Below are 20,802 nucleotides of genomic sequence, written 5' to 3'. Positions count from 1 at the left end.
CGCTTATTTTAAAAGTTTGTTTGTAAAAAGGTAATCGGCGGTCTGGTACCATGCGATGGTCTCCTCAAGAAAGGGCCTGTCCATCGGAAGGGGGCTCAGGCTGTTGTCCGATTTTTTCCAGCTGTAGAAAGCCTGCTTCTTCTGGTCGGAGAGTATCATGACCCGGCTGCCTTTCATGAGCGCGAGCTTGCGGTAAGTCCCCAGGAAGGCACGCTGCTCGAAATCGGGGTCAAGGATGTCCCTGCCGAAGAAATCGGATTCGTAGTGCCATTTGAACATCGAAAAGACGGTAGGCCAGAGATCGATCTGCGAGCACTGCTTGTCCACTTTTTGGCTGGCCGTTTGGGGCATATTCACGACAAAGGCTGGGATATGGTAGTTGGCAATGTCTATCTCATCCTTTCCGGCGCTGCTGGCGCAGTGGTCGGCAACGACGATGAAGACGGTATTCTTGTACCAGGGCTTTTTGGACGCTTCTGCAAAGAGCCTTTTCAGGGCATAGTCGGCATATTTGACGGCGCCCTCGCGTCCCGTGCCGGACGGGATGTCTATCCGGCCCGAAGGATAGGTGTACGGCCTGTGGTTGGAGGTGGTCATCACGAAATTCAGGAACGGTTTTCCCTGCTTATGCTTCTGGTCGGCAGTGGTAATCATTTTATTGAAAATATCCTCATCGCAGATTCCCCATGCATTCTCGAAGGTGACCTCGCTGTCTGCGATATTGCGCCTCACCGTGCTGATGCGGTCGCTGAGCACGCTTCCGCGCCCTCGGTCATAAATGCTGAAGCCGTTGCCCCCGAAATAGGAGTTCATGTTGTCGAAGTAGCCGTCACCTCCGTAAAAAAAGCTGCAGTCATAGTTCTTGGAACTGAAGACATTGCTGATGGTGTAGAGATCCTGGTTTTCAGGCCTTTTGACAATCGACTGTCCCGGGGTTGGCGGTATGCACAGTGTCAGCGCCTCCATACCGCGCACGGTTCTGGTTCCGGTGGCGTACATGTTGGTGAAAAAGACGCTCTTCTGGGCAAGGCTGTCCAGGAAAGGGGTCAGGTTCTGCCTGTTTCCGAATTCTGCCATAAAATCCGCACTGAAGCTTTCCATGAGGATAAAGACAACGTTGCTGCGCTGCAGCGGCGACTGGGCATCCTTTATGCTGCGGTGGATCGAGTAGCCTGTGGTGGCAAAGGATACCGTGCTGTCTGCCAGTTTTGATTTGACGATTCTGAACGCGCGGTCATTTTCGATGGAGGTGTAAAACTGTTCGTACTTCATCTGGTTATTGCGGAAAGCGGCAAAAAAGGAATAGATCCCCGATTTGGAAATTTCGGAATTGTAACGGTTGGCGGACCATTCTGCCTGGCTGCTGGAGATAAAAGTGATATAAAAGGATGCCGCCGCCGTGAAGAGCAGCAATATGGAAACCCTCTTCACTATGTCCGTGTTGCGGGAGAATGCGGCGGCAAAGGCTCTTGATCTGTAAAAGGCAAAAAGCACAAGTGCGGTAACTATCACGACAGCTGATACGAGAAGTGGCAGCGGATAGGACTCCTGTATATTGGCAATGACCTCGTAGGTGTAGATCAGGTAGTCCACGGCAATAAAATTGAAGCGGGTCCTGAATTCCTCCCAGAAGGTGATTTCGGCCAGAAAGGTGAAAACCAGTATGAAAACATTCAGCGCCGTAAAGAACCAGATTACGATCCTGTCGGCCAGCGAGCCTGTCCATCGTCCCGCAAATACGGTATAGTAGAGAACGGCAGGATAAGAAATAAGCGCAATGGTTCCGATATCAAAAAAAAGCCCTGTAAGGAGCGTGCGGATGACATCAAAAAGGCTTTGCGAGACCTGGCCATGCTGCCAGATAAAAAGGATGATGCGCAGCAGCTGCGAAAACAGCAGAAACCATGCAATAAAATGAACCAGCAGTGCGTATCTGCCGGTTCTGATAGACAATTTACCCATAACTCAATAATAACTCAGCAAAGTTTACATTGCAATGTTGTAGTCATTCTGAATTTTTGGTTTTTATTAAGAAATAATAGCCCTGTTTATGAAAAAAAAGCGCATTGCGGCCTGCCGTTCTCCTATGACGCATCCGAGCGGAAACTGCCTGCGCAATCAGGTGCCGCCGCTAGAATTTTACGCTGAAGCAGTGGAAATCGTTATAATAGGAGTAGGAGATCTTCCAGCCGCTTATCTCGGTTATCTTCCTGATGATGGCCAGACCCAGCCCGCTGCCGTTTGCCGAGGCGCCGCCGCTGAAAAAGCGCCCGAAGAGCTTCTCAATGGGAAGCGGTTCGGCCTTTCCGGTGTTGAGGACCATCAGCTCGCGGTCCAGCGTCCTGATTATGATATTTCCCTCGGTGCGGTTATGGCGGATGGCGTTAAGCACCAGGTTGTTGATCAGGATTTCGGCAAGGACCGGGTTGGCTTCTATTTCGAGCCTTTGGGACAGCTGCACATTGATGGCGACCCATTTCTGGCCGGCCTGCTCGGTAAAGAAGTCCAGATGCTTTTCTATATGCCCATTGACCGAGATGCAGGTTTTTTCCAGATAGATCTCATGCTCTATTTTGGATAGCAGCAGCAGATTTTTGTTGAGCCTGTTGAGCTTTGCCACATCCCTGCTCAAGGCTCCCAGCACGCGTGTCTGGTCCTTGTCGAGCCTCATCTGGAAAAGGGTGTCGATCTTGTTCTGGAACAGTGCCAGGGGGGTCTGAAGCTCATGGGCCGCATTTTCGACAAACTCCCGCTGGCTTTTATAGATGGCCGTATTTTTTTCGATCAGTGCCTCAAGGCTTCTGTTCAGGCGTTCAAATTCGTCGATGTCAGTCTCCAGGAAATGGGGGGGCTTGTTCTTGTCGATCTCAAATTCATGGATCTGGTCCAGGGTGTCATAGAAGGGCTTCCACCGTTTGGAGGCCGTCTTTTTGGAGAGCCATACAATGCCGATGAAAAGCACCAGAAGGATAAAGGTGAACATGCCTGCGATGGTGAAAACCATCCTTTCCATTTCCAGCAGGTGGATCTTTTCGGTATAGGTGTATTTTTTGCCGGCAATTTCCACAGGGGCGTATATGATGCGGAACGGCTCCTTCTCTTCCGCTGTCGAGTCTTCGATCACGGTGCCCACAATGGAATCCCTGGTGACGCCCATATCGGGCATAATGGTGAAATGCAGGTTGTACCTGTTCCAGGTCTTGATGTCTTCGGGAGTGAAATTGCGGCTGGACTGGTTAATGAATGCGTTTTTATGCTGCACGAGGACCTCCTCGGTTTCGTAGATGAAAAGCCACTGGCTGACAAAGTAGAAGATCGGAGCGCAGATTAGAAGGATGACGGCGGCAAGCACGAGAAAATCGCGCGTGGTTTTGCTGAGCAGTTTTTTACGATTCATTTTTCCCATTTGTATCCTTCGCCGTAAACGGTTTTAATGTAGTCGCCCGATCCGGCTTTGGCGAGTTTCTTTTTGAGGTTTTTGATGTGCGCATATATGAAGTCATGGCTGTCGAGCATATCGGCCATGTCGCCCGATAGGTGCTCGGCGATGGCTGCCTTTGAGAGGACCTTGTCATTGTTGCCGATCAGGAACAGCAGAAGGTTGAGCTCCTTTCTGGTCAGTTCGAGCTTTTGGCCATTGACCAGCACGGTTTTGGTGAACACTTCAATCCTGATCTCCTGGAACACCACGCTGTTGCTACCCTTGAAGTTCCTGCGGCGCACCAGCGCCTGCATCCTTACCAGCAGTTCGGCAAGGTGGAAGGGTTTGGTGAGGTAGTCGTCGGCGCCAAGGCTGAAGCTTTCCAGCCTTGTTTCCAGGGTCTCTTTTGCCGAAATGATTATCACCCCGTCGGTCTTGTCTTTGCTTCGCAGCTCCCTGAGGATGTCAAAACCGTCCCCGTCGGGAAGGCCAAGATCAAGAAGTATGCAGTCGTAGTCATAATTGTCGATCTTATGGATGGCCTGCACATAATTGTGCGCCGTTTCGCATTTTACGCCGTTGTCCTTGAAATAGCTCTGTATGCTTTGAGCGATATCCTGTTCGTCTTCTATGATTAAAATTTTCATGATGCCATTTTCTTACCGCCCCATGACAGTGCATATGCCCACTAAATTTAAGAATTTATGGCAATATGTGCGCTGCGGGGCATCATTTTTTTTTAAACGGCGGGGCCGTTTATATATTACAGTCTGTAATAATACGGCTCAATTTTGAATTAATTCTGAATTTTTGCCTGCAGCGTGTTTTTTTGCCTCAAAAACTGCCTTAACCTATCCGGGCTTTGATAAAGATTCCCCCAGCCATGAAAACTGGATGCCGGGAGAATCAGATCAAAAAAAACACGGTTTGGGAACATATAAATGTTCTTGTAAGGCTTTATTTTTCAGCGCTGGACCATGCTGGAAATAATATTGATGCTCAATGCCAGTATGGTGGTGTTGAACATAAAGGAAAGCACGCCGTGCACCAGTGCGGTCCTCCTTATCTTCCTGTCCAGTATGGCGACATCCGATACCTGGAAAGTGGTGCCGATCACAAATGAGAAATAGACAAAGTCCAGATAGTCAGGTTCGCCTTTTCCGGGAAAATCAAGGCCGTTGAGCGAATAGTGGAGGTTGGCGTATTTGAAGGCAAAGGTGGTATGGACCACCGCCCAGGCAGTTCCCACCGATGAGAGCGTCATCACCACGTGCAGCGCCAGCTCGGAACCAGTCTTCTGGTCGGCTGAAACATACAGCAGCACTATGCCCAGAAGGCTTACTGCCGTTGTAAGTAGCATGAACAGGGACAGCACAGCGCGTCCCGAGTCCTGGTCTTTGGCGTTCTTCTTGAGCTCGGCCACACGGCAGGTGAATATGGTGAACCAGGAGAAAAACAGCTGGGTTAGCGAAAAAGCCAGCCAGACCGCCATGATGTGCACCGAAGGCCTGCTGGTTCCTATCTCAAGGACAAGGGCCGTGAGCAGCCCCGCCGAAGCGGAAATTGCCAGCCTTGACCTGTTGCTGAGCCGGTTGATAAATACTGTTCCATTCATATGAAATTATTTTTATGGCCGAGGCCGGTTGTTGATCCTATCGGTAAATGTTCATATTTTCGTCGTAGATGGGGCTTTCCACATCCAGAAAGTTCAGCACGCTGTGAAAGACATGGTACTGGGTCACCGTTTTATTGGCCTTCAGCTTTTTTGAGCCGGGCGATGCCCAGACAATAAAGGGTATCTCGAACTGCTCCTTCGGGGCAATGCTCATCGGAAGGCCGTGCATGTAGAGATTGTTTTCCCCGAGGGACTCTCCGTGGTCGGAAACAAAAATCATGGTGCTGTCAAATTCCTTGAGCTCTTTCAGGTTCTGGATCACGCGGCTGAGCAGGTAATCGGTATAGACTATCGTATTGTCGTAGGCGTTCATCAGTTCCTGCTTTGAGCAGTCGGCAAGCTCGACGCTGCTACAGACCGGACTGAACTTCCGGAAGCCTGCCGGATACTTGGCGCTGTAATTCGGGCCGTGGCTGGTGCTGGTATGCAGCACCAGGAGTATCTTGTCTTTTCTGCTGGCCAGTATCTGCTCTTTGAAAAGCGCCAGCAGGATTTCGTCATAGCCGCAGGCTTTTCCCCTGCAGGCTGCGCCAAGGTATTTCCTGTCCTGGTAATTTTTGATGTGCAGCGGCGGCTCTCCCCAGTTGGCGGTCCTCCATATGACCTCCACATTGTTCCGGAAGAGGTAGTTGGGCAGTATTTCGTACAGCTCATCCGTCTTTTTGTAATCCAGGATCGCCTTTACCCCGGCCGTGGTGTAGGTTGCGGCGGAAACCGCGTCCAAAGGGTGCACATTTTCTATGTCTGCAAGCATCGGATTGGTGTTCTTCGGATAGCCGTACAGGGAGAAATTGGCCTTTCTTGCGGATTCCCCGATGACCAGCACCACAATGGATTTCTTCCTGCTGCTGATGCGGGCATCGGGAAGAAGGATTTCCTTCTGGTTTTTCTTATACTGGTGCACGTAGAAAAGAGTGGTGTTGACCGCATAGGACCAAGGCATTGCCAGGCCTCCCAATTTTTTGGAATTCTTGTCGATCCAAAGCCAGCCGGCAGAATTGATAAAAACCAGTGCAAGCGCAATGAGAAAGCTTCCCGAACAGAGCGCTGCAAACCTTTTAAGGGGCTCTTTTACGGTCCTGATCCTCAAGAGCGCCGCCGAGGGAAGTATCCCGAGCACGAGCACATAGAGGGCCAGGGTGATAGAAAAATAGGCGCTTGATTCCGCATAATTGGTGTTGAGGATATTCCCGATCATGCTTTCGTCTATGATCACGCTGTAGGCATTGATAAAATACAGGGCCGCCGCGCTGAGGGCAAAAAAAAGCGAAATGATAATTCTGCCGATAAGTCCGGCAAGGTAGACCAGCAGATAGAAGACCAGGAAATCCAGCACAAGCATCAGCAGGATGAGGCTGGCTATGGTCATCATGCCGCTGAATCCCGCGTAATTGAGGTTCCCGACCACAAAAGCGAAGAAGGGGATATGGAAAAATATGCAGTTGGCCAGGCTTGCTAAAGCCGCCAGACGGGCTGCCGGAAGACTACCTTTTAACATATGCGGCGGTTATTTTAAATAAAGATACGGATAATGCGGCAATTGAGATGTAAAATACCAATAGGTTCTCCTGCAGGATCTTTCCGGCCAGCGCAAGCCAGCACACCGTAAAGCCAATGATGAAGAAGGGATAGTATCTTCTGCAGCCTATCCATTTCCAGATGCGCAGGCGCAGGGAGATGAAAATTCCGGCAAGGGCGCAGCAGTATCCCAAGATGCCCCCGATAAGAACATCAATAGGGTAATGGGCGCCCACGGCCACACGTGTGAGGATGAGCGCGATTCCAGCGGCCACAAAAGCCGCGCACCATAAGATCCTGTGCCTCAATCTTGCAGGCATGAAGGCAAACATCAGGAGGGAAAGCGCCGTAAAAATGGTGATGGAGTGCCCGGACGGCAGGCTGCTCTGCCCGGACAGGACCTTTCCGATTATGGTAAAGCTGCCGGTATCATAAAAAGCCGCCGGCCTTGGGACATGGAAGATTTTTTTCAGCAGGCTGGAAAGCAGGCAGGAAACCAGGAGGGCGGAGGCAAGGCATTCCCATATTTTCGGGGCGTGGAGCACAAAAATGCTGAGCAGGGAAACCACCACCAGCGCATTTCCGGTTTCGGTGAGATTGTACTGCACTTCGGGATATCTGGACAGGGCCGAATTGAGCAGGAAGAAATATTCCCGCTGGACCATGATGTAGGATTCCGCGCGCAGCGCATCAAGCATGAACAGGAATGCGGCGATGAGCAGCAGCAGGAGCGCAGGCAGGACGAAAAGCGATGGACGCAGCCTGGAGAAATTGAATGAGACATAAATATCCATCAAGGGATTCACCTTTTCGGACCTGATTTTCTGGATGCCCCCATCGGCATCTTCAAGGAATAGCTGGCGCATTGTCTAGGACTTAGTTAATGATGGCTTTACATTGGCTTAACCAGGGCAAAACATATCGGATTATTTTTGCCGAAAGTTTACAATCCAATTTTGTAATCATCCTGAATTTTCGCCCCTCCAATAGCGGCGGGAGGAATCCTGCACGCTTCAATTCGCTTGCATACAGCGCTTTACGGGTTATGCTTTTTCTTAAAAATAATCTCCGGCGCCGCGGGAAAGGCGGCAGATAATGGAGGCATGGAGGCCGAGAATTTTATAATTGAAAAATTTAGATTATATAAGGGTGCGCATGGCATAATTTGCTAATTTTAGTTCCGTGAAATTCATCTGCAGCATACTGGCCCTGATCATAGTCGCCCTTTCCAGCATTCCGTGCGAGAAGGGAGCGGGCTCTTCGCGTGGGGCGCACCCCGCTTTGAGCATGGCTTCGGGCAGTTTTCAGCCTGCCGATGCGTGCTGTCCGTTCTGCACCTGCCTGTGCTGCCGCAGCATGCCGGCTCTTGCGCCTGCCGCTGCGCTGCAGGCTCCCGTGCCGCCTTGGTCACCTTTCCCATGCGCAGGCTATATCAGGCCTAAAGCCTATTGCGCCTTCCGCTGCTCCATCTGGCAGCCTCCGCAGACTGGCCGCTTTTTATCCTCCTAGGGTTCAGAGGGGCCATAGGAGCGGATCTGCGCATACCTGCTGCAGCTTCCGCACTTCCATTCACGTCCAGACCGCTGCAGGCGGGGCTCGCGCATCAGCGTCTGAGCCCGGCCGCCATTTCTGCGCTTTCCATGCGCCGCCCGCCGCCATAAGGACGGCAAAGCGCAAGCCATGGACGGATGCAGGGGCATGCCGTTTGGCTTTTCAAAAATTTTAGAATTACATTATGCAGAAAATATCCAAAGCGCTCTATGCGGCGGCAATGCTGCTGCTGGCGGCTGCGCTCGCTTCGAATGCCGCGCTCTATTTTTCAGAAGGGGGAATCCCGGAAACGGCGAAGGCCCTTAATATCATGACTCCCATTGTTACCCTGGCGTATCTGCTGTCGGCTGTCATCATCTATAGAAGATCTAAAAAAAGCAGCAGAAATGGGAAGCGCTAAAATAACATCAGCAATAAAGGAAATGGCAAAAGCGCTTGGTCCGGGCCTTATTACGGGGGCCAGCGATGACGACCCTTCGGGAATCGCAACCTATTCGCAGGCGGGCGCCCAGACGGGCCTTGCGACCTTATGGACCGCGCTGCTGACTTTCCCGCTGATGGCCGCCATCCAGGGAATGTGCGCCAGGATCGGACTGGTTACCGGCAGGGGCCTCACCCTGACCATCAGGGAGCATTATCCAAAGGGGCTGCTCTACGGCGTGCTGCTGATGAGCTTTCCCGCCATTACCCTGAACATCGGGGCCAACATAGAAGGCATGGCTGCGGTGGCAAACATGATTTTCCCCGCTGTGCCGGTGCCGGCCTTCTGCCTCTGCATCACGGCGGTGCTGATAGCTGCAATCATCGCCTTTCCGTATCGGAAGATCGCCAATATCCTAAAGTGGCTCTGCCTTTCGCTGCTGCTTTACATGGCGGTGCCCTTTATGATGGACCAGGACTGGGTGGCTGTCGCACGCAATGCCTTTATACCGACAATTGCCCTGAATAAGGATTTTATCCTGATACTGGTGGCCATATTCGGCACGACGATTTCGCCCTACCTCTTCTTCTGGCAGGCCACCATGGAAGCGGAGGATGCGGCCCACGGCAGGCAGGACCCCGCTTTGGGCAGGCGCAGTCTGGCCGATATGAGAAAGGATGTAAATGCGGGGATGCTGCTTTCCAATCTGGTCATGTTTTTTATCATACTCACTGCGGGAAGCGTGCTTTATCCTGCCGGCATACGCCGGATCGATACGGTGGCGCAGGCGGCGGCGGCCCTTGAGCCCCTGACGGGCAGGCTGACCTATCTTATCTTCGCGGCGGGCGTTCTGGGGACTGGATTTCTGTCCATACCGGTTCTTGCGGGCTCGCAGTCCTATATGCTGGCGGAGACCTTCGGCTGGAAAACGGGCCTTGATAAGAAATTCCATAAGGCCAGGCTGTTTTACATTTCCATAATCTTCTCGCTGGCGGTCAGCGTAGGGCTTGACTTTTTCGGGATCAGCGCGATACAGGCGCTGCTCTACACGGCGGTCTGCTATGGGCTGACTGCGCCGGTGATGGTTGCGGTGGTCCTGCATATCGGCAGCAATAGGAAAATAATGGGCGAAAACACCAATTCGATGCTTTCAAACGCATTGGGTGCCATTGCCCTTATCATCATGTCGGCGGCGGCTTTTGCGCTGCTCTACTTCCTTTTTTTCTAGGGGGATGCGCCATCAGGCGGCCCGGCGGACGGGGACAAGCCCGATGCCCCAGCGGGGCATCGGGTTTTTTTCTGCCTCCGCGCTGCGGAACCCTTAAGTAAGTTTTAACACCGCATCGGCTGGAAATGTGTGGGCAAATGGCTATTTTTGGACGGCAATCTGCCACAAAAAAAAAGAGATCTCTGCAATGGAAAAAACGATACGGCTCAAAGTGAGGAAAGATCTGGATGCACAGCAGCAGTCCAGCGTCATAAGGCTGAAAGGCACCCTCATTTCAAAAGGATATACCCAGATCATCCATATACTGGATCTGGACGAGGAGTTCCATATCAATACCTTTGAAACGCCATCTGATAAGACAGCAGAAGCGATGCAGTACATTGCGGCTTTCATCAGTGGGGAAAGGCTGCTGGATGCCGTCATGACGGACTAGCAAGGGAAAAAAAATCCCCGCAGCATTGCCTCAACACGTTGCCTCGGAGGCTCAGGGTATTGGTGAAATCCCCCGCTTCTCGGCCTTTTCAGACCAGGTGACCTGCCAAGTGCGGCCATCGAGCTGGTCTGCGAGGATAAACGTGTACGCATCGGCTGTAGGATAGAGGAAGAACCTTCCGTTCTTTTCCTGTCCGGCAGGAACCAGGCTTTGCAGGGAAAGGGGCTGCAGGGACTTCTTTTTATCGGTGCCCCACTGCAGCTGCCAGAGCTGTCCATTTCTTGTGTCGAGTTTAATGAAAGCGGAAATGTAATGGGTTGGAATAAGCCTGTAGGCGATGCCCATGTCAGGAGAAATATAAGAAGGTGCCTCTGTATGGCTTTGAGCCGGTGCGGTCAGGGCGATAAAACAAATAATAAGGGAAAATACTGCTGTTTTCATGGTCTATTAATTTTTGGCAGGGTTAAAAAAATTGTGTCTCCGGTTTTGCTCTTGTCATACAGGCTATTGGATATCAACAATTCTGCCAAAACAGTAATGCCTTTAATATTGGAGAAACTTAGGATGATGCGGTAAGACTGGCTGAGCAATACAATGGGCCGTTCAGTAAATCGCGAAGGAAGCCCGAAAGGATCTGAAATATTGGAAGCTCAGCATAATTTCAATACAGGGCATCGCATTCCATTACCAGACTGGCAGGTCTGAACTTTTAGTCTTGCATATGCTGCAAATAATTGTAATTTTATAAAAAATCTTACTAAAAACTTTTATCGCATTGATGAACATTGATTTTCTGGATGCAGGCTGTGCGGATGCCATCCATATTAATTTTAAAGGCACTGATGATAAAACGCACAACATCTTAATTGACGGCGGCAGCGAGAAGGGCCGCCTTTATGAGACAGGGCTCAGAAAGAGACTGCATGAGATAGTCAACATCAGAAAAGAAATAATTGATATATGGATCATTACCCACATTGATGATGATCATATAGGGGGAATTCTGCGCCTTCTTAAAGATGCTGACCTTCTGCAAGCCGTGGATCTGTCCAGAACCACTTTCTGGTTCAATTATTCGATCTGGGACTATGACACCGGCATCCGGACCAATAACCTAAAAAATGTTAAGCAGGGAATTACCCTTAGGGAGTACCTTGCAGCCTATTCTCAAGTAAAAAAGGACATAACTGACAGCCACCCCCTGATTGATTTATGGGGAGCCAAATTGATTATCCTGTCTCCCGACAATGCAAGATACAACTCGCTTCTCAAGCTGTGGAGAAATGAGGAAGTGAAAATGAGGGATAGGGAGCCTTCATCTTTAAAAAGCATAAGAAGTAATGACTACGGCAGAAGAATTGAGGATTTCGATACTTCAAGAGAAGTGAAGGATGCATCTGTGGAAAACGGATCAAGCATCAGCTTTATGCTGCAGTTCAACGGCGAATCGTTCCTGTTCACTGCCGACAGCCACCCTGATGTTCTTGCTTCAGCCATTAAAAGAAGATTCGGGGAAGAAAAGATTAAGCTGAAGCATATGCAGATTCCGCATCACGGAAGCAGGTACAATACAAGCAATGCTCTTTTGGAGCTGGTTGACTGCGAAAATTACATTATTTCAGCAGATGGATACAACCGGTCAAATCTTCCCAACAAGGAAACTTTAGTGAAAGTGCTTCGCGCCAATCCCGATAAAAATATCAAATTTTTTATAACGCAGGAAAATGAACTTACAAGGAACATTTTTAAAGCAGATCCAGAGTTTAATATTAATCTAACATTTCCCACGCCGGGAAACAGCCACCTCCACTTTGAAATAGGATGACAGCAGAAAAAGATTTTATAGTAAGAATTGAAAATCCCCAGGGATTCGGCAGCGGACTTCTATATTCGCCGGCCGGCCAATCGGAAGAGGCCTATGTGCTTACGGCAAGACACGCCCTTGTTGGGGATAATGGGATTCCATGGGAATACGATGAGCTGTCAGTCGGATTTCTTACTGATAATGGATGGTCTGAATATAAGCTGCAGGAAGGGGATGTAATATTATTTGGCGAAAATAATGCAACTGAAGATTTAGGCGTACTGGTAATCAAAAAGCAGTTCCTTCCCGTATCGCTTGACTATGATAGATGTCCTGGAATCTGCCTTGTTCCGGCTAAAGGCCATGAACTTGAGATAACCGGTTTCCCCAAAGTGGTTCTTAATAAATTAAAAAGAACACTGCACCATTTGAAGCCCCTTAAGGATAGAGATTACGAAAGGCAGATACAGATTGAAGTATCGGATCCCCTGACCGGGGAATACAATGACGACAACCTTGTGGAAGGCTATTCCGGAAGTCCGGTATTTGTCAAATTGAATGGCAGATATTTCTGCTGCGGCCTATTTCTTGCCTATGAGACAAAAAATAAAAGGATATTGGGGATCGATCTTTCTCTGGTAAATAATCTTCTGGCATCAAGATCGCTGCCCCTTTTATCATTGCTGCAGATAGAGACAGACCCTACCGTGCTTGAAGCAGCTGAAAAGCTTAATGAAAATTCTTTCAGGGTGCTTTCAAGAATACGAGACAGCGTCGGCAAAGTCAACCTGCCTAGGACCGAAATTTCAGCAGCTGCTTTGGAAGTTATAAGAAACGGCAAGCTGGCAATATTTACAGGAAAGCCGGGAAGCGGAAAATCAGCGATGGTTAAGAAGATTTTGGATGGATTAAAAAATGATTTTGAAATATTTGCTTTTCAGGGTGAGCAGCTGGACAAAAAAAGCATCGAAGAGATATTTGCAGATAAGCCTTTCTGCTTCGGCATATCCCTTTCAGAGGTTCTTGATTCCCCGCTATTCGCTAAAAAGAAAATTTTCCTTATAGACAGCATCGAAAAAATACTTGAAACGGATAATGCTGAGACGATATTGGATTTTTTTGAACTGCTTTTTAGAAGAGAGGATATTACATTAGTGTTTACCTGCAGGAGCTATGCGGCCGAGCATCTAAAAATCCGTTTTTTAAGGCAGTTTCCCGCTTTTCCCGATTTTGATGTGCCTGCGCTTGATGGAGCGGAGCTGGAATGCATCGCTGAGAGCTATCCGATGCTGAGAACCTTAGCAAAAAATAAATCCCTTTTGAAAGTTCTCCAGATTCCCTTTAATCTGGATAAGGCAGTGTCCTTACCTCAGAATTCGTTAGAAGATGATATTGATACTGAAGCTAGGTTCAAACAGATCATGTGGGAATATGTGATTGAAGGGCGCGAAAAGGAATCAGATCCGCTAAAAAGACAGCTGCGCGGCGAGACATTTATGGAAATTGCCCTGAAGAGGGCTTCGGCAATGAGCGCATATGCAACTGTTGGGCACGCGCGTGCCGACATACTTCACGAGCTGACCGCTGACCATATTATTGATCCCGAACCGGTATACAGAAGAAGCTTTGCGGCAGCTCATGACATCTATGAGGACTGGGCACTGACAAGGCATATTGACAGCAATTATCTGCAATACATTGCTGAAGAGGGCAATTACGGCGCTTTTTATGATGCAATAGGAACCTCTCCGGCAGTCCGGCGAGCCTTCAGAATCTGGATATCAGAAAAAATACAGGCAATGGACGGATCTGCAGGCCGGCTCGTAAAATCAACCCTCAACGGTTCGGCAATCCAAAACTACTGGAAGGATGAAATATTAGTTGCTGTCATGCAGTCGCATTACAGCAGTGATTTTCTGCGGGAAAACAAGGATTTTCTATTTTTAGATCAGTTTAAATATTTCATAAGGATAATTTTTTTAGTTCGGGTTTCGTGCCAGAAGCCGGATTTTTCCCTCCTTAACGCATTGGATGTGGACAAAAGGACTCAGGTATATCACAATATCAATCTGGTGCCCTACGGTGAAGTATGGGCCAATCTCATTGAATTTATTTTCTTAAACCTGAATCTGCTGCAGCCGCAGATGAGATTGATACTGTCAATGCTGCTGCAGTGGGAGAAAGGCCTGAAAAAAAACGGACCTTTTCCTGCCGGGGCCGAGCATGCGGCTAAAATTTTAATATGGTTTTACAATAATTTTACATCAGGCGTCTCATCTGACCAGGGAAGGGCTAAAACTGAGAATCTTGAAAATGGAATATTAATGCTTTTCCGTCTCTCTGACTTTGTCAAAGATCAATTGAAATCATTAATAGAGGATGCATTCAGAAATAAAAACAGGGATGCTGATTTTGAAATCGGCAATCTGTATGACAAGATTTTAGAGTATGCCCTTGACGGGTACGAAGGGCAGAAAATATGCAAAAATTTTCCTGAACTTGTCCTTGAAATTGCAGAAAGCAAATGGTTTTATTATCCGCCGACTCCTGAGCAGATTGCAGAAATGAAGAGGCAGTCCATCCTGGGGCCGTACCACCGGTCGATGATGCACAGCGAGCAGGATTTCGGCTTCAGAAGGAGCACAGAAAGGCATTATTCACCTGGAAGCCCTTATGAAACGCCTATATTGAACCTTCTGCTGTATTCTCCCTTTGCAACTGTAGATTTTTTAGTGAAGCTGTTTAATCACGCTGCCGATTCCTATATCAAGTCCGATTTCGGCCGGGACAATGAATTTCTGCATCCTTCCGACCATCGTTCGCAGATAACTGTTATAATGGACGACGGAAGAGAGATTAAGCAGCATGCCAGCCCTTCATTATGGATGATGTTCAGGGGAACCTATTTTAATTCGCCCGATGTTCTGAAATCCTGCCTAATGGCAGCCGAGTGCTATCTGCTTCAGATCGGCCGGGATATAAAAGAGAACAAGCATGACCAGTACACTAAATTTTTAAAGGCTTCCTGGGACTACACCTTTGAGGCTTTTTTAACCAGATGCAACAGCGTCATGGGGTCGGCAGTGCTTATAAGTGTCGCTAATGAGCATATGGATCTTGCCGGTAGAAGAATTTTTCCTTTACTGAAAATAAGGGAGATTTATCATCTGGATTTCCACAGGTGCCTTAAAGAATCAGAAGCCTACAGTCCGCTGAGCTATAAAAAGCACCGACAGCTGCGCCATTTGCAGCTGCAGAACTTCCAAACACTTAAGCATAGAAGCAAAAGCATTGAAGATCTGGTTATGAACCTGAGTTTTGGAGAGTTTCAAACCGAAATCTTTGAGATAATAGATAATTTTTATCTGGAAAGCCCGACAGACCAAAACTGGCGTTTTGCACTTGCGCGCATCGACCGCAGAAAATTTAGAATAGTAAAAGAGGTTGAAAACGGATTTCTATTAGAAACAGAACTGGAAGATGACTTACAAAAGGTTGTCGAGGAAAATAAGACAAAGGAGGAGGCGAACCATCTGGTATTATATGCCGCCCACTGGTGCATGCAGAAATTAAAGCATGAAACCGCTGAAGAGGACAGTTATGAAAAATGGTCGGAGTTTCACAAAATCTCTGTGGATGCCCAAGATAATATAAACATCGCCGGGCGGCATAAGCAGCCTGTGCTGGTGGCAGCAATTGGAATAAGGGATTTCTATTCATCATTAAGCGCAGCAGAAAGTGAATGGTGTGAAACAAAAGTAAACGAGCTGTTTAAATACGAACTCTTCGAAAATAGGCTGCTGGATTTCATGAATTCCAAATACACGGTGTATGAAACAGATGCTGCCTTTTCTGTTGTTCCAATTTTGATGCTCAAGTCGGATGAGAGGGAAAAAAAGATTTACAAGCAGAATATTCTTTATTACTTAACGCATTTTCACCAGAGATCCGAGCATAATTCCCTGAGAGCGTCAATTAACAGCTGCCTATGGAAGCATGATCCCGGTTTTGTATTAAACTGCATCTACTGCATTGTGGAGTATTCAAAATTCTCGCACCTTAAGCACAGGCTGGAGCATTTAAGCGGATATAAATCTTATAAAAGAAATTTCTTTTCCATTATAAAAACAGCGCATTATAGAATAAGGTTAAAAATAAATCCGCATTATAAACCCAAAGGCCGCATTGCGGGGCATATCAAATACAACGATGCCCTTAAACAATACAGCGCCGGTTTTGATGCCATTATGAATAGGGTCGCTGAAGAGGAAACCCCAGTGGAGATTGCAATTCCCGAATATCAGTCAAATGCAGGGGACTGGCTGTTTGAAGCCTTGAAACTGGTGCCGGCTGAAACAGAACTCAAAATCCTGCGGGACTATTTCAAGAATGTCTTGAATTTCATTTTTGAAACCTTTGCAAAAGATTCCGATCCATATGACGACACGATCCATCATTCCCTGCAGCAGTTTTTTCAAGAAAAATTTGCACTGTTTTTACTCAGCCAGCCTGAGGATACTGCAATTGAGAACTTTAAAGCATTAATTGACTGGGCTTATGCAGATGGCGTAAAAATCTTGTATTCCAATAAAAAATATGAATTTACCGTTAAGTGCCTGGAGGAAGTGGTAAACCAGTTTTTAAATGATGAATCCAAAGCGGCAAATTTCTGGATTTTATGGAGTTATTTAAGCCATAAGATTTTAACGGCTAAGATGTTTATTTTTGATAAAGCCTTTCTTTTTAACCATCGCATACTGTTCTTAACGCAGTTGGATTGGAATCCCCTAAAAAATAAAAAGCATTTTTTTGAAACTTTTATACTCCAGGGGGGAGACCTTGAATCTTCGGGAAGATTAACTGCCGGCATTGGATTTGAGGAATTAATGCCTGACGCTGTCAGCTGGCTGGCTGAACGCATTAAAAAAGAGTGGCCCGGAAATAAAGGCTGGGATTTTTATCTTGAAAAAATTATTATCCAGACCTATTATGACGGCCGCATGAGAAGAGAAATCACGGCAACCGCCAGATTAAGGAATGATTTTATTGCGCTGCTGGACAAGCTGATAGATCAGAGCGCTTCTTCTACAGCTTATATAATCCGTGAAGATTTCATATCTTCAAAAGGCCTGGCGTAAAATTGGTGACATGTTTCAGTAACTCGGAAAAAAACACAGAAAAGATAAAAAAGATTCACGGTATTTATGAACCGCACCATTTTGTCTTTAATGACTGTACCTTTGCCTTTAGTGCAGACAGGTCGTTAATCTCATGGAGATAAAACAGTCCAACTAAAATATAATGGGAATTTGGCTTAACGTCTTCATTGAAGGTATCCGTAAAATAAAACTGCGGGTCTGCTGAATTATAAATTAAGGCATATGCATTATCAGGATTCGGAGCCGAGATGCATCCATTAAACAGATTTACAATCTCCTGATCAGTAAGCGTGGATAAAAAGTGGCAGATTAGTTCATTCATGGCATTACTTGTAAAATTTATATTCAATTCCAAATTTAAATACCGATGCCGGCGTAGATCTGGTTGGGAAAAAACGGATAATTAAAGTATCTCTGTTTTTTTTAGCTGTGATCTTATAGCCTCTTTCTTCCATGTAGGTGGAGGTTTTGTCCTGAGCATCAATAATTTCAATTTTGGAAGGATTTTTTGAAACCTTAAAAATGGAATTATGTGTGTTTTCAAATATAAAAATATTTCCTTGTTTTTCAACTTCAATGTAATCTGCAGAAGCGGTGTCCGAGCTCATGATCCGCTTAGCTGCCCCTGAATTTAGATTATAAGTGGTTTCAACCATTTTGCCATAGCCCGGTTTCGAACTGCACGAGATTATCTTTCTGGATATCAACATGCCGGGCAAAAACGGTTTTGAATGCCTGGAGCAGATACGCAGCGGCGTAAAAGTGATCATGCTTTCCACCAGCAGCAATGCTGAAAACATACAGCGCTCCTATGAACTGGGAGCTGATTATTATGCCGTGAAGCCCAGCACCTTCCAGGCCCTTAAAGACCTTCTGCAGAACGTAATGGATATGGACTGGAGCATTGCAGGAAGAAACAGGGCAGAGTTCCTTCTGGTTTGAGATGGCGTTTATCATAAAAAAAATACAGCCCTGCAGTTCACATTGCAGGGCTGTTATTTTATAAATTAAAGCCGGTTTTACAGAGCGGCTTCTTCTTCTGAAAGTGCCTGATCAGATACGTCTTCCTGAATATTCTCCGCAGCCGCTTCCCGGGATTGAGCCTGAGGTGCGGCGGTTTTTTTCATTAGGATATAAAAATCCCTGAGATGCCACCATGCAGGACAGCGGTCCACAGGTCCGCTGAAGTTTCTGATGGTGCTGTAGCAGCTCCTGAGAAAAACCTGCGTATCGGTAATATTTGCCCATTCGGTCAGTCTTAGTTCCTTGGGCGGTGGATTGCTTTCAAAATAGCGTTTTATTTCTTCGTGGTTCATGCCGCAAATTTAGGCAAAATCCGCGCTCTTACAAGGGATGGACGGGAGTATGGCGCTTGATATGCTGAGGATTCATCCGCTTTTCCAGCAACGTTTTGATAACCAATTGCATGCGGTTTGCTAAAAATCTGTCCCCTTTTAATGCCTTAAGAATATTTCTTTAAGACCTAGCAGTGAAGAGGCAGAAAAAAAATACTTATAGGAAAAATAGACCATTTTTTATAAATAATGGATGAATTTTCATAATAATCACTCAAAGCATTTGATCTAATTTGGCACTTTGAAATTATACTGCAAACTAAATCGTTTTCCATCGGCAGAAAAACTGTCTATTGACGAAATTAATGATGTAGTAGAAAAAAATATAGGACATGAAAATATCAGATTCTTTTAAAAGTGCAATAGTTGAAGCCATCTGCCTGCTTTATATACTTCTTTTCGTCTATGCTTCTGTAAGCAAAATTATTGATTTTGAGAATTTTCAGGTGCAGCTTGGACAATCTCCCCTTCTTAGTGCATTTGCTGTTCCTGTTTCCTGGGGAGTTATTATAAGTGAATTAGGAATTGCTCTAATGCTGGTTTTTCCTGGAAGCAGGAAAATCGGGCTTTACGCAGGTTTCTGTCTGATGACGATGTTCAGTGCATATATTTTTATAATTCTTAATTACAGTTCTTTTGTGCCATGTTCCTGTGGCGGGATTTTGGAAAAAATGAGCTGGGGGACGCATTTGGCATTCAATATCGTTTTTGTTCTGCTTGCCGCCTTGGCTATTACAGTATATCCCGACCATAACAGGTTGTTTTCAAAAATTTCCAATTCAGTAATTCTTTCTTTGATCTTTATTTCAGGAAGTGGTGCAGTAGCAGTTCTGTTTCTTGCTTCTGAAAAAATTATGCATTATCAGAACCCGTTTATAAGACGCTACCCGCATCATCCTGTTTCAATAGAAAAAACCATAGATTTAAAATACAACTCCTATTATTTCGCAGGCTACGGAGAGGGAAATCTGTATCTCGGAAATTCAACGGCACCTTTCAGCCTTCTTTCCATTAGTAGCCAGATGGAACAGAAGAAAATAAGAATAAGGCTAGACAGGGAACGTTTTGACTTCAAATCGGTCAGAATAGCAGTCCGCCCTCCATTCTTTTATGTTTTGGACGGGGTTGTCCCTGTCATATTCCAGGGTAAAACATCTGAGTGGAAAGCCCTGCAATTGGCCACCACCCCTCCGTATTTTAACATTGCATATCCTGCCGACAGTACTTTGGTTGTTTTTAGGGGAATGAGTTCAAAAACGCGGAATAATGTCATAGGAACTTACCGATGGGGAAAAAACAGTAGAACAATAATAAGTCCTCATTTGCTCCAGAAGCAAATCGACGGAATTTTTGATACGGACGGCATGCTGCATTTCAGTCAAGAGTTGAATAGCATTATATACTTGTACTCATATAGAAATGAATATTTAGTAGCAGATAGGGAAGGAAAATTAAACTTTAGAAGTCATACTATCGACACCAATTCGCATGCCAAAATAAAAGTTGCTTATTTAAAAGGAAAATCAGAACGAGTAATGTCTGCTCCAGCAATTACAGTAAACAGATCAAGCAGTGTAAATGAAACTTTTCTATATGTAAACTCAAATGTCCCAGGCAGATTTGAAGGAAGACAAAAATGGGAATTGCAGTCTGTTATTGACGTCTACGATTTAAAAAAAAGGTCTTACGTATTTAGTTTTACAATTGATCGCTTGAATGGTAAAAAGCTTCGCAACTTTTATGTTGTTCATGGTAAAATCTTTGTTTTAATAGGTACAAAACTAGCTATCTATAAATTTAGTAATGAAGTAAACAAAAAATATTTAAAAGCTCCTGAAGCTTAATTAAAAATATACTTGCGCATGTATCAGGAATTAGATCGAAAACCTGTAAAAAAAAGTAGATCATTTAACTTTTTAAAAAATAATACGTTATGAAAACCACAATTTCAAGAAGAATGATGCCCTTTGCTGTTTTTGTTTTGGGTATCGCAGGTGCTTTTTCAACTGTTTCAATGCAGAGTAGCGATAAATTAGAGGCTACCGATATTACAGGATATGTTGATAACAATGATGGAGGCAGCCCATGTGACTTAGCAGTAACCTGTCAAATAGAGTCCACAGATGAAATCTGTCGCCAATTTGATGATTCTGGTCCAGAAGCGAAGGCAATGTTTCCAAATGAGACATCTTGTAGTCGCACAGTTTTTCGTGTTGATCCTGAATAAGCCAGGTTCT

General features: G+C 46.3%; 18 protein-coding genes. 7 read left to right on the top strand and 11 right to left on the bottom strand.

Going from position 1 to position 20,802, the window contains the following annotated elements:
- Positions 1 to 3: 3 nt before the first annotated feature.
- The 6 genes from FJOH_RS15850 to FJOH_RS26600 all read right to left on the bottom strand — a co-directional run bounded on the left by FJOH_RS15850 (position 4) and on the right by FJOH_RS26600 (position 7,480).
- Positions 4 to 1,962: an LTA synthase family protein gene (locus tag FJOH_RS15850; protein WP_008463802.1), complete on the bottom strand. Its 1,959-nt coding sequence runs from the start codon at positions 1,960 to 1,962 to the stop codon at positions 4 to 6.
- 169 nt (positions 1,963 to 2,131) lie between these two features.
- The gene (locus FJOH_RS26615) at positions 2,132 to 3,397 is read right to left on the bottom strand and encodes a sensor histidine kinase (protein ID WP_235023016.1); all 1,266 of its coding nucleotides are present in this window, start codon (positions 3,395 to 3,397) and stop codon (positions 2,132 to 2,134) included.
- The gene (locus FJOH_RS15835) at positions 3,394 to 4,068 is read right to left on the bottom strand and encodes a response regulator transcription factor (RefSeq protein ID WP_008463807.1); all 675 of its coding nucleotides are present in this window, start codon (positions 4,066 to 4,068) and stop codon (positions 3,394 to 3,396) included. Before FJOH_RS15835 ends, FJOH_RS26615 begins: the two co-directional genes overlap by 4 nt.
- Positions 4,069 to 4,385: 317 nt before the next feature.
- Entirely contained in the window at positions 4,386 to 5,036 is a 651-nt protein-coding gene (locus FJOH_RS26605; RefSeq protein ID WP_008463808.1) for a DUF1345 domain-containing protein, read from the bottom strand.
- 37 nt (positions 5,037 to 5,073) lie between these two features.
- Positions 5,074 to 6,594, bottom strand: a complete 1,521-nt coding sequence (gene eptA / locus FJOH_RS15820) for a phosphoethanolamine--lipid A transferase EptA (RefSeq protein WP_008463809.1) — start codon at positions 6,592 to 6,594, stop codon at positions 5,074 to 5,076.
- A complete protein-coding gene (locus tag FJOH_RS26600; protein WP_008463810.1) occupies positions 6,581 to 7,480 on the bottom strand; it encodes a phosphatase PAP2 family protein in 900 nt (299 codons plus the stop codon). Before FJOH_RS26600 ends, eptA begins: the two co-directional genes overlap by 14 nt.
- Positions 7,481 to 8,349: 869 nt before the next feature.
- Between FJOH_RS26600 and FJOH_RS15805 the strand changes: the two genes are divergently transcribed.
- From FJOH_RS15805 to FJOH_RS15795, 3 genes are all read left to right on the top strand, one after another.
- On the top strand, positions 8,350 to 8,565 hold the full coding sequence (locus tag FJOH_RS15805; RefSeq protein WP_008463811.1) for a hypothetical protein: 216 nt from the start codon (positions 8,350 to 8,352) through the stop codon (positions 8,563 to 8,565).
- Positions 8,552 to 9,814: an NRAMP family divalent metal transporter gene (locus FJOH_RS15800; protein WP_008463812.1), complete on the top strand. Its 1,263-nt coding sequence runs from the start codon at positions 8,552 to 8,554 to the stop codon at positions 9,812 to 9,814. Before FJOH_RS15805 ends, FJOH_RS15800 begins: the two co-directional genes overlap by 14 nt.
- Before the next feature lie 187 nt (positions 9,815 to 10,001).
- Entirely contained in the window at positions 10,002 to 10,247 is a 246-nt protein-coding gene (locus FJOH_RS15795) for a hypothetical protein (RefSeq protein ID WP_008463813.1), read from the top strand.
- Between the two features lie 51 nt (positions 10,248 to 10,298).
- On the opposite strand, the gene FJOH_RS15790 is transcribed toward FJOH_RS15795, so the two are convergent.
- Complete coding sequence (locus FJOH_RS15790) at positions 10,299 to 10,688, bottom strand: hypothetical protein (RefSeq protein ID WP_035690985.1); 390 nt, start codon at positions 10,686 to 10,688, stop codon at positions 10,299 to 10,301.
- Between the two features lie 337 nt (positions 10,689 to 11,025).
- Between FJOH_RS15790 and FJOH_RS15785 the strand changes: the two genes are divergently transcribed.
- On the top strand, positions 11,026 to 12,072 hold the full coding sequence (locus FJOH_RS15785; protein ID WP_008463814.1) for an MBL fold metallo-hydrolase: 1,047 nt from the start codon (positions 11,026 to 11,028) through the stop codon (positions 12,070 to 12,072).
- Positions 12,069 to 17,189: an ATP-binding protein gene (locus tag FJOH_RS15780; protein ID WP_008463815.1), complete on the top strand. Its 5,121-nt coding sequence runs from the start codon at positions 12,069 to 12,071 to the stop codon at positions 17,187 to 17,189. Before FJOH_RS15785 ends, FJOH_RS15780 begins: the two co-directional genes overlap by 4 nt.
- A 64-nt stretch (positions 17,190 to 17,253) precedes the next feature.
- Here FJOH_RS15780 and FJOH_RS15775 read toward each other — a convergent pair whose 3' ends face one another.
- From FJOH_RS15775 to FJOH_RS15760, 4 genes are all read right to left on the bottom strand, one after another.
- Entirely contained in the window at positions 17,254 to 17,532 is a 279-nt protein-coding gene (locus FJOH_RS15775) for a hypothetical protein (protein ID WP_123875688.1), read from the bottom strand.
- A gap of 4 nt (positions 17,533 to 17,536) precedes the next feature.
- The gene (locus FJOH_RS15770; protein ID WP_123875689.1) at positions 17,537 to 17,866 is read right to left on the bottom strand and encodes a hypothetical protein; all 330 of its coding nucleotides are present in this window, start codon (positions 17,864 to 17,866) and stop codon (positions 17,537 to 17,539) included.
- The gene (locus tag FJOH_RS27455; protein ID WP_435528787.1) at positions 17,859 to 18,167 is read right to left on the bottom strand and encodes a hypothetical protein; all 309 of its coding nucleotides are present in this window, start codon (positions 18,165 to 18,167) and stop codon (positions 17,859 to 17,861) included. Before FJOH_RS27455 ends, FJOH_RS15770 begins: the two co-directional genes overlap by 8 nt.
- 62 nt (positions 18,168 to 18,229) lie before the next feature.
- Positions 18,230 to 18,526: a DUF6965 family protein gene (locus FJOH_RS15760; RefSeq protein WP_008463822.1), complete on the bottom strand. Its 297-nt coding sequence runs from the start codon at positions 18,524 to 18,526 to the stop codon at positions 18,230 to 18,232.
- 371 nt (positions 18,527 to 18,897) lie between these two features.
- Here FJOH_RS15760 and FJOH_RS15755 point away from each other — a divergent pair, with 371 nt between their 5' ends.
- Positions 18,898 to 20,409 carry a MauE/DoxX family redox-associated membrane protein gene (locus FJOH_RS15755; RefSeq protein WP_008463824.1) on the top strand — a complete coding sequence of 504 codons (1,512 nt, stop codon included), beginning with the start codon at positions 18,898 to 18,900 and terminating at the stop codon, positions 20,407 to 20,409.
- 89 nt (positions 20,410 to 20,498) lie between these two features.
- Complete coding sequence (locus FJOH_RS15750) at positions 20,499 to 20,792, top strand: DUF6520 family protein (RefSeq protein ID WP_008463825.1); 294 nt, start codon at positions 20,499 to 20,501, stop codon at positions 20,790 to 20,792.
- Positions 20,793 to 20,802 lie beyond the last annotated feature (10 nt).

This window comes from Flavobacterium johnsoniae UW101, assembly GCF_000016645.1.
In the GTDB taxonomy this organism is placed as follows: domain Bacteria; phylum Bacteroidota; class Bacteroidia; order Flavobacteriales; family Flavobacteriaceae; genus Flavobacterium; species Flavobacterium johnsoniae.
This window is presented reverse-complemented; position numbering and strand designations above follow the sequence as displayed.

Coding starts and splice junctions, on each gene's coding strand:
- FJOH_RS15850 (WP_008463802.1), bottom strand. CDS start 1,962: ATGGGTAAATTGTCTATCAGAACCGGCAGATACGCACTGCTGGTTCAT.
- FJOH_RS26615 (WP_235023016.1), bottom strand. CDS start 3,397: ATGAATCGTAAAAAACTGCTCAGCAAAACCACGCGCGATTTTCTCGTG.
- FJOH_RS15835 (WP_008463807.1), bottom strand. CDS start 4,068: ATGAAAATTTTAATCATAGAAGACGAACAGGATATCGCTCAAAGCATA.
- FJOH_RS26605 (WP_008463808.1), bottom strand. CDS start 5,036: ATGAATGGAACAGTATTTATCAACCGGCTCAGCAACAGGTCAAGGCTG.
- eptA (WP_008463809.1), bottom strand. CDS start 6,594: ATGTTAAAAGGTAGTCTTCCGGCAGCCCGTCTGGCGGCTTTAGCAAGC.
- FJOH_RS26600 (WP_008463810.1), bottom strand. CDS start 7,480: ATGCGCCAGCTATTCCTTGAAGATGCCGATGGGGGCATCCAGAAAATC.
- FJOH_RS15805 (WP_008463811.1), top strand. CDS start 8,350: ATGCAGAAAATATCCAAAGCGCTCTATGCGGCGGCAATGCTGCTGCTG.
- FJOH_RS15800 (WP_008463812.1), top strand. CDS start 8,552: ATGGGAAGCGCTAAAATAACATCAGCAATAAAGGAAATGGCAAAAGCG.
- FJOH_RS15795 (WP_008463813.1), top strand. CDS start 10,002: ATGGAAAAAACGATACGGCTCAAAGTGAGGAAAGATCTGGATGCACAG.
- FJOH_RS15790 (WP_035690985.1), bottom strand. CDS start 10,688: ATGAAAACAGCAGTATTTTCCCTTATTATTTGTTTTATCGCCCTGACC.
- FJOH_RS15785 (WP_008463814.1), top strand. CDS start 11,026: ATGAACATTGATTTTCTGGATGCAGGCTGTGCGGATGCCATCCATATT.
- FJOH_RS15780 (WP_008463815.1), top strand. CDS start 12,069: ATGACAGCAGAAAAAGATTTTATAGTAAGAATTGAAAATCCCCAGGGA.
- FJOH_RS15775 (WP_123875688.1), bottom strand. CDS start 17,532: ATGAATGAACTAATCTGCCACTTTTTATCCACGCTTACTGATCAGGAG.
- FJOH_RS15770 (WP_123875689.1), bottom strand. CDS start 17,866: ATGGTTGAAACCACTTATAATCTAAATTCAGGGGCAGCTAAGCGGATC.
- FJOH_RS27455 (WP_435528787.1), bottom strand. CDS start 18,167: ATGATAAACGCCATCTCAAACCAGAAGGAACTCTGCCCTGTTTCTTCC.
- FJOH_RS15760 (WP_008463822.1), bottom strand. CDS start 18,526: ATGAACCACGAAGAAATAAAACGCTATTTTGAAAGCAATCCACCGCCC.
- FJOH_RS15755 (WP_008463824.1), top strand. CDS start 18,898: ATGAAAATATCAGATTCTTTTAAAAGTGCAATAGTTGAAGCCATCTGC.
- FJOH_RS15750 (WP_008463825.1), top strand. CDS start 20,499: ATGAAAACCACAATTTCAAGAAGAATGATGCCCTTTGCTGTTTTTGTT.